Origin of the sequence: Vibrio kyushuensis, assembly GCF_050337325.1 — a bacterium.
Classification (GTDB): Bacteria; Pseudomonadota; Gammaproteobacteria; order Enterobacterales; family Vibrionaceae; genus Vibrio; species Vibrio kyushuensis.
Genome location: NZ_JAKJSV010000012.1, coordinates 71,319 through 85,737, shown reverse-complemented (window position 1 = coordinate 85,737; position 14,419 = coordinate 71,319). Strand labels below are relative to the sequence as shown.

Genomic DNA, 14,419 nt, shown 5'->3' with positions numbered 1-14,419 from the left:
TATAGCTAACCCTTTTTAATAACTGGTCAATAAAGAGTTATTAAGTTGAAGGTTGTTCCACAGGCTTAGTATCTTCTACTTCAGCGTGTGGTGATTTTCCTGTTTTACGTTTGTATTTTTCTTCCCAGTAAGTTGCACCTTTGATGCCTAATTTTACAGGGTTAAACGTAAATTCAGTGACGCCACGTTTCTGCTGTTCTTCATAATCGGCAAGAGCTTTTAATGCAGGCTTCGACATAAAGAAAATAATCAAAATACCGATAATGTTTAGCCAAGCCATTAAGCCTACACCAACATCACCCATTGCCCATGCCAAGTTAGCACTCTTCACGGTTCCGTAAAAAACTGCTGCCATGATGACAAGTTTTAGAACAAACATTAAACCGTTAATTTTTACTGTTCTACGTATGTAAGCAATGTTTGTTTCTGCAATGTAGTAGTAAGCAAGAATAGTGGTAAATGCAAAGAAGAAAAGAGCAATCGCGATGAATGGTTTGCCCACACCAGGAAGCGCACTTTCAATCGCCATTTGCGTAAATACAGGACCGTTAGCACTGATGTTTTCAGCAATGTTTTGTACGATAAATGCGTCTGGGCCACCGTGTACGTTGTACGCACCTGTGATCAGAATCATAAACGCAGTTGCTGAACATACTAGTAGCGTATCGATGTAGATAGAGAACGACTGAACAAGACCTTGTTGAGCTGGGTGATCAACACTTGCTGCAGCTGCAGCGTGAGGGCCAGTACCTTGTCCAGCTTCATTTGAGTAAACACCACGCTTAACACCCCAACCAATAGCAGCACCAAAGCCAGCCATAGGCGTGAATGCATCACCAATGATCATTGCAAAGATACGTGGTACCTCACCAACGTTTAGTAGGATGATAACGAAAGCCGTGATGATATAAGCAAGCGCCATGAAAGGCACAACAACTTGAGTGAAGTTTGCAATACGTTTAACGCCACCGAAAATGATGAAGCCAAGAATAATTGCTACAACAGTACCGGTGAAAATTTTAGCAAAACTGAACGTACCGATAGCTGTTTCAATCATGTCGCCAGAACCGAACGCAGCTTCTACTGCATTACCGATACTGTTTGATTGAACGCCGGGGAGAAGAACACCACAGGCAAAAATCGTCGTGATAGCGAAGATCCAAGCGTACCATTTTTGGCCCATCGCTTTTTCGATGTAATACGCAGGACCACCACGGAACTGGCCTTCGTCTTCTTCTTTATAGATTTGAGCCAGAGTTGATTCTGCATAGGCAGTAGCAGCGCCAAAGAAGGCGACAACCCACATCCAGAATACTGCACCTGGGCCACCAAATCCGATAGCAGCAGCAACACCAGCAATGTTACCTGTGCCGACTCGGCCTGATAGTGATACGGCTAAAGCTTGGAATGAGGAGATACCCTTGCTTGAGCTCTTTCCTGACAACAATAGACGCCACATTTCAAAAAAGTGACGAATTTGTACAAACCTGGTGATGATGGAGTAGAACAATCCAGCGCCTAGGCACAAATAGATCAGCACTGGGCTCCAGATAATTCCATTCATAAAATCAACAAACGACTGCATGAGCTTTTTCCCTGTTTATGTAGTGATTATTTTTCAATCGACACATTAACGTTTTTGTAGCGAACTTGTTAATGCTTTTGTCTATTCAGGTTTCTGGTTGTGACTTAGTACACAAATCTATTCTTGTTATGATTTATAGGTGAAATATCTGGTAGAGGTGTAAACATTGCGTTAATAAATTGTTCACAATATGAGTTTTGAAGTTTAATAGCGGCTCTGAATGTCACGAGTTGCGGTGATAATGCCTAGTTATTGGTTGGTTTTTAGATAGTCATGCCTTTCGTGCTCGGAGTTCGAGGGTAGAAGGGAAGGCTTGCTCATCGAGGGAACAAACATAAATTTTCAATGGCAACTTAATCGCGACCTCCTACAATTAATTACTGAGGGGTACGCATATGAAATCAGAAGAGAGCCAATGTAGTTATCAAAGCCCCGATAACTGGTGTTGTGATCAACCTTGTGGCGACTCGGGACTGTGCTATTGGCATGATCCTAGTGTAGATAAAAGTCATGATGATATACGTGAAAAGGTTGAAAGCTGGGCTGCTGAGGGGAAACCCTTAGATGGATTTCAGTTGGCGAAAACGAACTTGGTGGATATCAATCTAGTAAACCGAGGGAGTAAAGAAGGTTATAAGTGTAGAGACGTAGATTTCTACCGTGCAGATTTATCTCATGCACATTTTTTCGGCTTAGATTTACAGGGGTCTTCATTAATGAAGGCTAAGTTATGTTCGGCAAACCTACACTGTGCAAAATTAGATAATTGCAACTTATTAGGTGCGGATCTTGGCCGAGCAAGGCTTGAAAATATTGAGTGGGGAGATTCATTAAAACAAGAGATAGATACCCGGGCAGCATTAAAACTAGGCGATCGTAACAAAGTTGTTTCTTTATGTCAGGAAGCCGAAGAGGTTTGTCGAAACATTCGAAAGCAATGTGAAAAAGAAGGGCTGTTTGAAACCGCAGGGACCTTTTTTAAAAAAGAGATGAGGTACCGTCGCTATCAAATGCCACCTTTGAGTTTTAATCGTTTTATCTCAAAAACGGTGGATTTATTTTGTGGGTACGGTGAATCACCAATTCGAGTGGTGGCATTTTCGCTGGGTTTGATTTTAGCGTGTGCAATGGCGTATTTTTTGTTGGATACAACGGCTCATAACCCTATTTATGCTGATGTAGAAGGTTGGCGCTTTTATGCTTATGAGTTCTTCAATGCTGTCTACTTCAGTGTTGTCACTTTTACGACACTCGGTTACGGAGATATATCACCCCACGGGATTGCAAGGTTTATTGCAGCGTTTGAAGCGTTTTTAGGCAGCTTCACCATGGCTCTGTTTGTGGTCGTTTTTGTTAAAAAGATGACCCGGTAAATAACCAGTTTCAATCTTACTAAAGGCAATAATGTAAAAAAAAGCAGATGCTTATGTATCTGCTTTTTGTCTTTCTATAGCCATGTAACCTTTCTTCTCTCGTGTCATCCACCCTGAACTTTCATCGTTTACACGCCGGCAGTTGACGTTCTCTTATTATTAATTGTTATGTTTTTATTTTTTGATATGTAATTTTTCAATCTTTATCTCGGTCTGATTGAAAGCGGATATTGAATGTAGGCAGTTCAGTTGTTTTTAAATCAGCTTATCGGAGGGGTGCAGTGAAAGAAGGTAAACGGAGAAGCATGTGTCACTAATCACGAGTTTACAGACCCACCTTTTGACTGGCACAAGCTCAACGCTGTGGCTGTTTGTGGGGGTTATTTTGCTTTCTTATCTATTAGAAGATCTTGCCATCATCGCTGCGGCAGGCATTGCTATGCAGCAGTTACTGTCACCATCGTTGGCTTTATTAGCCATTTTTCTTGGCATAGCGTCAGGTGATATCGGGCTCTATTACCTAGGAAAAGGAAGCCGATATTTTAGAGGTCTACGTTATAAAGCATTAACAAACCGCCACTTTAGGGTGCTGCGAAGGAAGTTACACCAAAGGACATTTCTTAACTTGTTTATCATCCGTTTTATTCCCGGGATGAGAACCGTGGGGTTTACCTTGAGCGGTTATTTTTCCATCCCCTTACCCCGCTTTCTAATTGCAGTACTTAGCGCTAGCGCGATCTGGACGGCGCTTATTTTCAGCACCATCTATTCTTTAGGTAGTACAGACTGGATTCAAGAGAGCAATTATCAATGGGTCACTATACCGATTGCGCTGTTAGTACTTATTACCGCAAATCGCTTACTTAATAAAACACTTTCTAGAGGTTATGGATGAATTCGACGCTGAGCACAAAATGCATTGCCAAAAATAAAGTGAACGCTGGAATGCCGCCACTAGAGATCGATGCGACTGGCGCGGTATCTCCTTATGAATTTCTCCCGAGTTGGCTTTTTTATACGCCAGTGATGATTCAAAGTGTGTTTCTTGGCATTAAGCATTGGGATATTGGCTTGCCGCTGATTGCGAATCCAAGCATTAAACTCAGTGGCATGGTCGGGGAATCAAAACATGACATCCTCTCTTTAGCGGGAGAACAAGCGAAAGAGTGGATCTCTCCGTTTATTACGTTAACGAAAAACAGTGAAGCCTCCGATGCTCTATTAGCACAGGCGTTATCGGAGATGAAGAGAGAGGCACTTGATTTCCCTATTGTGGCTAAACCGGACTTAGGGTGTCGAGGGGTTGGCGTTAAGCTGCTGCAATCACCAGAACAGTTGCACGGCTACATAAGAACATTCCCACTCAATGCTCGATTTTTATTACAGCAGAAAGCACCTTATCAAGCGGAAGCTGGGGTTTTTTACGTGCGTTATCCTGGTAACAGAAATGGCGAGATCATATCGATCACGCTTAAATACGCGCCATCGGTTATCGGTGATGGATTGCGTTCACTACAAGAGTTGATTGAACGCTGCCCTCGAGCGGGTCAATTAGCGCATCTCTACTTACCTAGGCATAAAGAGAAACTCCATTGGGTACCTAAAGCGGGGGAGGAGTTTCAACTCGCCTTTGCGGGTAGTCATAGCCGTGGCTCAATATTTCGAAACGGTAATCAATACATCAGTGACGCGTTGACCAAAAGGCTGGATGAAATTTTCGATGATTTTGATGGATTTCATTACGGCAGGCTAGACGTCAAATTTGAAGACATTGAGAAATTGATGGCTGGAGATAAGTTTACGATTTTAGAAATCAATGGAGCAAGTAGTGAAGCTGCTCATATCTGGGATCGCAATACCCCCCTTAAAGAGATCTTTCTCACCTTGCTTGAGCAGTATCGAATTTTATTTGATATCGGAGCGAAACAAAAATCACTTGGACACAAGCCCCCCTCGATTTCTACGCTATTAAAGGCGTGGCAAGAAGAGAAACGATTGACAGAGCAGTATCCGGCAACTGACTAACTCAAAATACAGGGATTCATATGTTTGCACTTTCCACACCAGACTCAGCTTTAATTTATAACCGCATGTATAACGAATCAGCGATTACCCCTGTGGTTTTGGGCGCTATTGAGACGCTTGAGCAAGGTTATCAGTTTCTTACCGATATTACGGATGCACAGTATTGTCACGATGCAAAACCTCATTTATCAAGCACTATTGGGCAGCATTTTCGACATTGGCTCGATTTGTTCCATGCCTTGCTATGTTCGAAGCATCCGTCTCAAGAGAGTTATCAAATTGACTATAACCAGCGTAGGCGTGGGCATGAAGTAGAAGAGCTTCGTCAGACTGCGATGGAAGAAATTATGTATTTTATCGAACGCTTAATGAAGATGAATGCGAATGACCTACGCTCACAGGTTGTGATTTTAACTGAGGTTTCTTTAAGTCGAAGCGAAGTTTGCACGATGTCCTCAACCTTTGAGCGTGAACTTACCTTTGCAGCGCTACATGCCAATCATCACTTTGCAATGGCAAAAGTTGTGATGACGTTATTGGATGTGAAAACGAACGACGAGTTTGGTTTAGCTCCGGCCACGGCCACCTTTATAAGAGGGCAATAAGATGTGTTCAGTGTCGTGGATAATTAATGAGTCAGGCTACCACGTATTTTTTAATAGAGACGAACAAAAGAGCCGTGCTTTGGCGTTGCCACCTAGGCAGCTCAACGTCAACGGTGTTGAAGTGTTGATGCCTATCGATCCTGCCGGCAATGGCAGCTGGGTAAGCTTAAATGAATTTGGGCTGTCGCTTTGCTTGCTGAACAACTATCAAGGTGTCGTTCCGAGTAGAACACTCAGGAAAAGTGATTTAGTGAGCCGTGGGCTATTGCTCAAGCAATTATCGGGTTATGCCAACATTAAGCAGATTGAACACGCCTTCCATCAACTCAATCTCAATCAATTTGCACCTTTTACGTTATTGGTGTTCTCGCCAGTGACAAGCTCAACCCCATTAAGCGTGGTGGCATTTGCATGGAATGGACAAGAGAGTTCTATTTACCCCACTGAGTGTCCTCTATTTTCATCCAGTGTTGATGTGGATGCGGTTAAAGCTTATCGGCTAGAGCAGTTTCGACAATTCACTGCCGATGATAATAGTGTCGATTCGCTATTAAAATTTCATGCACACCATCACCCAGATCAGATGCATCTTTCGACCTGCATGCACAGAGCGGATGCGCAAACAGTGAGTATGACGTACTTAAATGTGTCAAAGAGTCATCAGTTTATGGCGTATGTCCCCGGCTCTCCCTGTGAACATTTATCAAAACAAGCCATAGAACAGAATCAATATCAGCTCTGTCATAAAACCTCTCTGGTTTCGTAACAGACTTGCAATAGAGGATACATAAAGTGAACGCATCATTAATTCCAATCGATAACCGTCAGAAAAACAAACCTGTGGGTATATTCTTTCATTTCAAGATCATGCTAGGTGGGTTACTGCTTTTAATTAGCTCTCATGGTTATGCTGCCGATGAAATCTATACCGGTTTTTTCAGTAGTAAGGCGCTTGGTGGTTATGACACGGTTGCCTACTTTACTGATGGTAAACCCGTTAAAGGTAGCACTGATTTTCAAACTGAGTATAAGGGCGCGGATTGGCTCTTTTCATCACATGAAAACTTACAAGCCTTTATTGCAAACCCGAACAAATACGCTCCCCAATATGGGGGCTACTGCGCTTGGGCGGTGTCAGAGAAAAATGATTTTGCACCTGGCGATCCTGAGCAGTGGTCATTAGTCGATGGAAAACTGTATCTCAACTACAACAGTGACATTAAACGCCAATGGGAAGCAAAGCAGGCTCACCACATTGCTCAGGCTGATAAGCATTGGCCTTCGCTCATTCAATGATAGTCGATAAGTAACAGAAATAATTAAGGTGATTTATTATGATCAGTAGCCCTTTTCGTTTACAACGTCATACGCCATTTGGTCTCGGAGAGTCTGTTGTTGAATGGGCTACTGGGTTATCTAAGTTAGACTTTTTGTACCAAAAGCGTCCTTCTACTCGTTCAAGTTTTGAGTTCATGAATTACACCCTATCAGCACTCAATGTTCGTTATTTGGTTGAACAAGGAGAAGTCGCTGCTATTCCTACATCGGGTCCAACCGTCATTGTGGCCAACCACCCTTTGGGTGCAATTGAAGGTGTCATACTGGCCGATCTCATTGGAACTATTCGACAAGATGTAAAAGTGCTAGCAAACCAGATGCTTAAACGCTTGCCTGAAATTGATGATCTATTTATTGGGATTGATGTCTTTAACGGTAAAGATTCTAGACGAACCAATGCCAACGCAGTGAGGGAAGCCCATCGACACTTAGCTGATGGAGGGCTGCTCATTGTTTTTCCTGCTGGTGAAGTATCCACTTATCAAGGTAATTCAACCACTCTGTCTGACATAGAGTGGAGCCAATCTGTGGCTAAATTTATTAAGCGTAGTCAGGCTGTTACCGTTCCAATTTTTATTAATGGTCAAAACAGCCCACTATTTTATCAGGCTGGTAAAGTGCATCCGCTATTGCGCACAGCTCTACTTGGTCGTGAACTACTCAATAAAAAAGCGACCAGTATTGCTATCTCTATTGGTAGTGCCATTCCATACTCTGAATTGAAAGACTTTGAGTACGATAGAGATGTAGTGAACTATTTAAGGCTCAACACATACTTAATGAGCTCTAGTATATCAACAGACCGAAAGACGCTTTTGGATCATGATGATCCCTCCTTGTTTGATACTCCGATAATCTCGCCTATTAGCCCTGATTTTTTACAACAAGATATCTCGTCGTTACCGGATTCAATGTTATTGATCGAGAAGGGAGATTACCAAGTCTACTATGCGCCAACTCAAATGTTACCCAATGTGATACAGGAGATCGGTCGAATTCGAGAAGAGAGCTTTCGTCAAGTGGGTGAGGGGAGTGGGTTGGCTTGTGATGTGGATGAGTTTGATCTGCACTACTATCAGTTATTCGTTTGGAATCAAAAAGAAAAGGAGATTGTGGGTTCGTATCGAATGGGGTTGGTGGATGAACTCGTAGAACAACATGGTTTACAAAGTCTCTACTCTAGAAGCTTATTTCAGTACGACGAGAGCTTTATAGATTCGCTTGATAATAGCATTGAAATGGGACGCTCCGTGGTCGCTAAAAAATATCAACGAAATCTGAATTCCCTGCTGATGCTTTGGAAAGGGATTGCCACCTTCGTCTATCGAAATCCTCGCTATACCCACTTATTTGGTCCGGTTAGTATCAGCAATGATTACAGCCATGTAGCGCGTCAGCTGATGGCGGCAACGCTCTCTGTTCACCATTATGATCAAGAAAAAGCGACTCTTGTGAAAGCAAAGACGCCGCTACGTAGCAGCGGAAATGTTTTTTGGCAGACGAATTTACTCTCATCACTCGCGAGTGTTCCTCTACTTTCTAAGGTGTTAGCGCGCATGGAAAAAGGAAAAGGGCTACCCGTGTTACTTCGTCAATATTTGGGCATGAATGGCAAACTGGTGTGCTTTAATGTAGACCCTGCTTTTCAAGATGCGCTTGACGGTTTGATTGTCGTGAATATGAAAGCGGTTCCTCTCAAAACACTCAGTAAGTATATGGGTAAGACAGAGGCGATGGAGTATCTAGCGACTACTAGCGACGCAAAGGGTAGACCTTAATAAAGGGAGATTGACTGATTTCCTTCAAACTTTACACCGCCGACTATATTCATATCTATTTATGTTGTGACGTTATTAACTCACAGCACTTTCAATTGTTAAACCAAGTATGGCAAAAAGTGCAGTTCTCAAAATTGGGTTGAATTTGATATTCAATTTGGGAATTCCTCCATTCTTTCTACTTTAAAGCTTTATATTAAGCAATATCAATTGCTTATATTCATCTGTTAACTGGCATAAGCCTTGCTCCCTTACTCTATTACGCCGTAATTTCCCATTATTATTCAGGCTTAAGTGAGGTCGCGATCATGACAAGTTTTCTAAAAATAAAAACAATACCAATCGTGCTGGTACTACTAGTGAGTGGTTGTGGAGGAGGTGATGGTGGTAGTGGCTCAAGCAGTGGTGGGTCAGGCAGCGGAACTGCGTCAACAGTCAATAGCCCAGATGAAGAGGTATCAAGCTCTTCTACAGAGACAGGCCCGACTCAGCAAGAAATAGAAGCAATGGCAACTAAGTCACTCACCTCTTCAGGCTCTAGTGGCGATTTTAGTTTTTCTAATCAGCGACAAGTCAGTGTTCGTTTAAGTTTTGAGTATCTTCAGCCTCATACCACCATTGAAATATATATCAAAGCGGATGAGCAACAGGCAGTGTTGCTAGAAAAAGGTCAGATGCAAAACGCTGATCTTTACGTTACAGCCTTACCTATTCCAAGTGACATCAGTGAGCTTCATGTCAGCCTTGATGGCAGTGACCCTTCAGACTTTATTATTGCGATTAACAGTGCAAATGTCGCATACCATTCTTTTGATTATTAAGGAGCGAGTTATGAGATACATAACCACAGCAATTAGGGGGATGGTATTTACTCTGCTTCCATTTTGGGCATATTCCGCGCCTTTTTTAGCTCAGGACTTAAGTGAATTCAGCCAAGATCTTTATCATCAATTTGGTTATGACGTTGCGATAAATAAAGATCGCGCCATTGTTTCTGTACCAGGTTCTTCGGGGTCGGAGGGGCAAGTGTGTCTCTATTTAGTGAACGACGAATCTTGGTCTGAGGAGCAATGCTTATCACCGACAACAAGCCAAGGAAATAGCGTTACTCTATTTGGGCGTTCCATTGATATCTCTGACCAATACGTAGTGATAGGAGCTAAAAGACAAGGGGCGGTAAGTACTGGCGTGGCGTATGTGTTTGTAAATAACAATGGAACATGGCACCAAGAGGCTGAAATAACCCCGCCCAATGGGGGCAACAATACAATGTTTGGCATTACTGTCAGTGTTGATGGAGATTACCTAGTTGTGGGTTCTCCGAGTCAAGGCGCCAACAATAATGGTGTCGTATATTCTTACGTGAGAAGCGAGTCTGAATGGAAGTTTGATCGTAGCTTTGAACCTGACTCATCAAATAAAAGTCGGCACTTTGGCTCTTCTATCCACTTTTCTCAGAGTTACCTAGCCATTGGTGACTACGAACATGGAAGAAATAAAGAGGGATCGGTAACCGTTTACAATCAAGAAGATGGCATTTGGACCAAGCAGGCAAGGCTAACTGGTGGCGCTGTTACTAAAAGCAGTGAATTTGGAAAAGTAACCGCTATTTCAAAAGATTACCTATTGGTTGGTGCACCCCAGGAAAATCACCCATCGCTAAAAAATAAGAAAAAATGTGGTGCGGTGTATGTTTATAAACGTAGTCTGACTCAATGGCAGCCTTTGGCGAAACTGGTCTCGGATGATCTAGACCGTAATGACAACTTTGGTAGTGCAGTGGCCATTTTTGATGATCACTTAGTCATTGGGGCAAACGGTAAAGACTCACGCAAAGGAGCCACGTACACCTTTAAGTTTAGCCATGGGGTATGGGAGCAGGTAGATAAAATTAGCTTAAGTAATGCCAGCAATAACGATGACTTTGGTTCCTCGGTTGCTATATCGGAAGATTACCTAGTTTTGGGGGCTCATAATAGATCGACTGGTCTCAAGTATTCCGGGTCATCGTATATTTACGACTTAGACAAAGATACCTCACCAACAAGCTATGAACTGGCGACTCTTGCGTTATCGACACAATTAATCGCCAATACAGGGGATACAGTGATTGAAGAAACAGACAGTGATGGCGATGGCTTATCGAATATTGATGAAACGGCAATATTGAAGACGGATCCTAATAACCCTGATACTGACGGCGATGGTATTGATGACAGACAAGAAGCGTTACTTTATTTGTCTGATCCTCTTGAACCCGATACGGATTCTGACGGTCTATCCGATCTCGAAGAAATCATTACATACAACTCTGATCCAACAATGGCCGATACCGATGGTGATGGGTATTCTGATGCTACAGAGGCGTTAATACTCAATACTGAACCTTCGTTAGTGGATTCTGATTTTGATGGGCTAACCGATGAAGAAGAGCTAACAATGACGGGAACAAATCCATCTTTATCAGATACTGACGGTGATGGTTTGACTGATACCCAAGAGTTATATCTATTCCAAACCAGCGAAGACAACGCCGATTCTGATTCAGATGGATTCAGTGATGGTAATGAAGTTAACTATTACGAAACCGACCCATTGGATTCAAGTAGCAAACCCGTTAGCACAACAATCAGTAGTACGTTTAGCCCTTCATCGAGTGAAGAAGGCACTATGGCGTTTGAAGATGAATGGCCAATAACAGGGGATTATGACTTTAACGATGCAGTTGTGAATTACAATATAGAAGAGACGAAAGTGAATGGTCTTGTAAAAATGATCACTTTTAGGGTCAGACCCGTTGCAAGAGGGGCAATCTATGATAATTCACTGCGTTTGGTCATCAACACACCGATCAGTAATGTCGAGAGTGCGACTTCAAAATCAAGGGGCGTTACCCGTTCTCTTATGCCCGTTGCTGATATCAATAAAACTCAATTTATGCTCATTGAAGATTTAAAAAGTGCGCTGCCTCCACCGACAGGACATAAGCTTTCAAACACACTAACAGGTTCACAAAAAATCAATGGTCACCAGTTTGTAGTTACGATTGAATTCAAGTATCCAATGGATCCTGAAATACTTGGCGCGCCGCCTTACAATACTTTTATTGCCAGAGAGCTAGAACATGGTGAAATCATAGAAGTTCATTTCCCCGGTTTCCCTCCTACACGTCATGCGTCGAGACGAAAATTTGGGTCAATACATGATGATTCAGATCCATCAGAAGACAGGTTCTATCAAACAGAAGAAAACTTACCTTGGGCGATGCAAATGCCGAGTTCGTGGCACTCTCCGAAAGAGAAGGTCGATCTTTCCAATGCTTATCCTGACATTCTTAATTGGGCAAAAAGTAAAGGGAAGCAAAATAAGAACTGGTATAAGAGCAAAAGAAAGTCCCAATTTATATTTGATGAGGTTGAAGACTTATAGCTAACGCAGACCTAGTTTAAAGTGAAGAGGTAGAGTTTGGGTAGGGGACAGAGCTTAGAGAACTCAGAGGGATAATATTCATCAATCTGTGATGAAGCAATCTTCTATGTCGCCAACAATATGTGTCATGATGCTTGTACAAAAATAATACAATCATCAAGGACGATATAATGAAAGACGAAACGCTATCGATTCACTTTGGCTACGAAACCGATCCAACAACCAAGTCTGTGGCAACGCCTATCTATCAAACGGTCGCATACGAGTTTGATGATGCCCAGCACGGCGCTGATCTATTTAACTTAGCCGTGCCGGGAAATATCTACACGCGAATAATGAACCCGACTAATGACGTATTGGAAAAACGCATGGCCGCACTTGAAGGCGGAATCGCGGGATTAGTTGTCAGTGCGGGTAGCGCAGCTATCACTTATGCGATTCAAACACTTGCAGAATCGGGTGACAATATCGTTTCAACACCTCAGCTTTATGGCGGGACGTATACCCTGTTTGCACATATGCTGCCAAAGCAAGGCATCGAGGTTCGATTTGCCAAAGATGATAAACCAGAAAGCCTTGCAGAGCTTATCGATGAAAATACGAAAGCTGTGTATTGTGAAACCATTGGTAACCCAGCCGGCAATATCATTGATCTAGAGCGTATTGCAGAACTTGCTCATGCGCAGGGAGTCCCTGTGGTGGTCGATAATACGGTTGCAACACCAGTATTATGTAAGCCTATTGATTTTGGCGCGGATATTGTTGTTCATTCATTGACAAAATATGTAGGTGGCCACGGTACGACTCTCGGGGGCGTGATTGTCGATTCAGGTAAGTTCCCATGGGCTGAACATAAAGAACGGTTCCCTGTATTCAACCAACCAGAGCCTTCTTATCATGGTGTTGTGTATACGGAAGCATTTGGTGACGCTGCATTCATTGGCCGAGCACGTACGGTACCACTGCGAAATACGGGAGCAGCGTTGTCACCGATGAATGCCTTTATGCTCATGCAGGGGCTAGAAACGCTATCACTTCGTATGGAGCGCCACACTGAGAACGCTCGAAAAGTTGCAGACTACTTAAGCCAACATAATAAAGTCAGTTGGGTAAGTTATGCCGGTTTACCAACATCTGAATATTTCCCGCTGGCTGAAAAATACATGAAAGGAAAACCATCAGCAATTCTATCATTTGGCTTGAAAGGTGGTTACGAAGCAGGTGTTCGTTTTTATGATGCTCTTGAGATCTTTAAGCGATTGGTGAACATTGGTGATGCTAAGTCATTGGCTTGCCACCCTGCCTCTACGACTCATCGCCAGATGGATGAACAAGAGCAAAAGCGCGCCGGTGTATTCCCTGAAATGATTCGTTTATCTGTAGGTATCGAGCACATTGAGGATATTCTTGCGGATCTTGATCAGGCACTCAACGCATAAACACATTCATATAAAGAGAGAGCCAGAGTAACGGGTTCTGGTTCCTCTTTACTGACACTCGACTTTTAACGGCAATGCTCCCATGCATTCGCATCAATTTCATCAGCTTTAAATTGATTAGAAAAATGCTCCAGTAGCGCTGCAAGGTTACTGCCGTTATCTAAGATGGGGTTGATCACCAAATTGGGGCTAACTTGAATATCGCACCCTTGTGGTTGTGCATTCGTTGCGATCACAACAGGAACAATGAATTTATCTTGGTTTAATGGATGGTGCTCTTTTAATTCCAGAGCTAGGTTATGCGCCATAGCAATATCATCGCTGCTATATTCACTTTCTCCTACCTTGAATACCACAACAAACACTAAGCCACGATACAAAAAGACCACATCAATTTTAGCCTCACTATTGCATGGCTGATAGTCAAATATTATGTGTCCTGCAAGGTGCAATAGTTCATTGATTTGTGCTTGAATTAACTCGATTTTCTCAATGAAACGAGTAGGCGGATTGCCCTGCAAAGCAGAGATTATTAACTCACTATTAGTGCGAGAAAAATCATACAGCGAAGCAGAATAGAGAGAAGGGGAGGTCATAGAAAATACATTAATTTTGTTGTTTTTCTGATTGTATCGAGTTGCGGTCATTGACTCAAGGCTGTGAATCTGAAGATATAAGACCATCAGAATAAACTACAATTAGAGACGTAGTAAACGGGAGGGATCATCGTAACCCAAATCGATTTAATGCTAGTTTTAAGTTGATGTTTTTGGTGTATCTTATTGTTTGTACAGAGTTTAATTCAATATTGGCTGGTTGGCGCTGTTCGTGTGAAAAACGTTCAAAA

The 14,419-nt window shown here is 42.6% G+C and carries 12 protein-coding genes; 10 read left to right on the top strand and 2 right to left on the bottom strand.

What is annotated here, in order from left to right; genetic code table 11:
* Positions 1 to 40 precede the first annotated feature (40 nt).
* The gene (locus L4D20_RS21420) at positions 41 to 1,585 is read right to left on the bottom strand and encodes an alanine/glycine:cation symporter family protein (RefSeq protein ID WP_428803627.1); all 1,545 of its coding nucleotides are present in this window, start codon (positions 1,583 to 1,585) and stop codon (positions 41 to 43) included.
* Between the two features lie 395 nt (positions 1,586 to 1,980).
* Between L4D20_RS21420 and L4D20_RS21415 the strand changes: the two genes are divergently transcribed.
* The 10 genes from L4D20_RS21415 (at position 1,981) to L4D20_RS21370 (ending at position 13,572) form a co-directional block, all read left to right on the top strand.
* On the top strand, positions 1,981 to 2,958 hold the full coding sequence (locus L4D20_RS21415) for an ion channel (RefSeq protein WP_428803626.1): 978 nt from the start codon (positions 1,981 to 1,983) through the stop codon (positions 2,956 to 2,958).
* A gap of 307 nt (positions 2,959 to 3,265) precedes the next feature.
* On the top strand, positions 3,266 to 3,853 hold the full coding sequence (locus L4D20_RS21410; protein WP_428803625.1) for a DedA family protein: 588 nt from the start codon (positions 3,266 to 3,268) through the stop codon (positions 3,851 to 3,853).
* Complete coding sequence (locus L4D20_RS21405; protein WP_428803624.1) at positions 3,850 to 4,983, top strand: ATP-grasp domain-containing protein; 1,134 nt, start codon at positions 3,850 to 3,852, stop codon at positions 4,981 to 4,983. The genes L4D20_RS21410 and L4D20_RS21405 overlap by 4 nt, the downstream gene beginning before the upstream one ends.
* 65 nt (positions 4,984 to 5,048) lie before the next feature.
* Positions 5,049 to 5,588 carry a hypothetical protein gene (locus L4D20_RS21400; protein WP_428803660.1) on the top strand — a complete coding sequence of 180 codons (540 nt, stop codon included), beginning with the start codon at positions 5,049 to 5,051 and terminating at the stop codon, positions 5,586 to 5,588.
* 1 nt (position 5,589) lies between these two features.
* A complete protein-coding gene (locus tag L4D20_RS21395) occupies positions 5,590 to 6,354 on the top strand; it encodes an NRDE family protein (protein WP_428803623.1) in 765 nt (254 codons plus the stop codon).
* Between the two features lie 101 nt (positions 6,355 to 6,455).
* Complete coding sequence (locus L4D20_RS21390; protein WP_428803659.1) at positions 6,456 to 6,884, top strand: YHS domain-containing (seleno)protein; 429 nt, start codon at positions 6,456 to 6,458, stop codon at positions 6,882 to 6,884.
* 38 nt (positions 6,885 to 6,922) lie between these two features.
* Positions 6,923 to 8,704 carry a bifunctional lysophospholipid acyltransferase family protein/GNAT family N-acetyltransferase gene (locus L4D20_RS21385; protein WP_428803622.1) on the top strand — a complete coding sequence of 594 codons (1,782 nt, stop codon included), beginning with the start codon at positions 6,923 to 6,925 and terminating at the stop codon, positions 8,702 to 8,704.
* Between the two features lie 308 nt (positions 8,705 to 9,012).
* Entirely contained in the window at positions 9,013 to 9,525 is a 513-nt protein-coding gene (locus L4D20_RS21380; RefSeq protein ID WP_428803621.1) for a hypothetical protein, read from the top strand.
* A 10-nt stretch (positions 9,526 to 9,535) separates the two neighbouring features.
* Complete coding sequence (locus L4D20_RS21375) at positions 9,536 to 12,133, top strand: LruC domain-containing protein (RefSeq protein WP_428803620.1); 2,598 nt, start codon at positions 9,536 to 9,538, stop codon at positions 12,131 to 12,133.
* 170 nt (positions 12,134 to 12,303) lie between these two features.
* Positions 12,304 to 13,572 carry an O-acetylhomoserine aminocarboxypropyltransferase/cysteine synthase family protein gene (locus L4D20_RS21370; protein ID WP_428803619.1) on the top strand — a complete coding sequence of 423 codons (1,269 nt, stop codon included), beginning with the start codon at positions 12,304 to 12,306 and terminating at the stop codon, positions 13,570 to 13,572.
* A 65-nt stretch (positions 13,573 to 13,637) separates the two neighbouring features.
* Here L4D20_RS21370 and L4D20_RS21365 read toward each other — a convergent pair whose 3' ends face one another.
* Positions 13,638 to 14,168 carry a hypothetical protein gene (locus tag L4D20_RS21365; protein WP_428803618.1) on the bottom strand — a complete coding sequence of 177 codons (531 nt, stop codon included), beginning with the start codon at positions 14,166 to 14,168 and terminating at the stop codon, positions 13,638 to 13,640.
* Positions 14,169 to 14,419 lie beyond the last annotated feature (251 nt).

What these genes read in the sequence shown, in the direction of transcription:
- L4D20_RS21420 (WP_428803627.1), bottom strand. Translation starts at nt 1,585, where the DNA reads ATGCAGTCGTTTGTTGATTTTATGAATGGAATTATCTGGAGCCCAGTG.
- L4D20_RS21415 (WP_428803626.1), top strand. Translation starts at nt 1,981, where the DNA reads ATGAAATCAGAAGAGAGCCAATGTAGTTATCAAAGCCCCGATAACTGG.
- L4D20_RS21405 (WP_428803624.1), top strand. Translation starts at nt 3,850, where the DNA reads ATGAATTCGACGCTGAGCACAAAATGCATTGCCAAAAATAAAGTGAAC.
- L4D20_RS21400 (WP_428803660.1), top strand. Translation starts at nt 5,049, where the DNA reads ATGTATAACGAATCAGCGATTACCCCTGTGGTTTTGGGCGCTATTGAG.
- L4D20_RS21395 (WP_428803623.1), top strand. Translation starts at nt 5,590, where the DNA reads ATGTGTTCAGTGTCGTGGATAATTAATGAGTCAGGCTACCACGTATTT.
- L4D20_RS21390 (WP_428803659.1), top strand. Translation starts at nt 6,456, where the DNA reads ATGCTAGGTGGGTTACTGCTTTTAATTAGCTCTCATGGTTATGCTGCC.
- L4D20_RS21385 (WP_428803622.1), top strand. Translation starts at nt 6,923, where the DNA reads ATGATCAGTAGCCCTTTTCGTTTACAACGTCATACGCCATTTGGTCTC.
- L4D20_RS21380 (WP_428803621.1), top strand. Translation starts at nt 9,013, where the DNA reads ATGACAAGTTTTCTAAAAATAAAAACAATACCAATCGTGCTGGTACTA.
- L4D20_RS21375 (WP_428803620.1), top strand. Translation starts at nt 9,536, where the DNA reads ATGAGATACATAACCACAGCAATTAGGGGGATGGTATTTACTCTGCTT.
- L4D20_RS21370 (WP_428803619.1), top strand. Translation starts at nt 12,304, where the DNA reads ATGAAAGACGAAACGCTATCGATTCACTTTGGCTACGAAACCGATCCA.
- L4D20_RS21365 (WP_428803618.1), bottom strand. Translation starts at nt 14,168, where the DNA reads ATGACCTCCCCTTCTCTCTATTCTGCTTCGCTGTATGATTTTTCTCGC.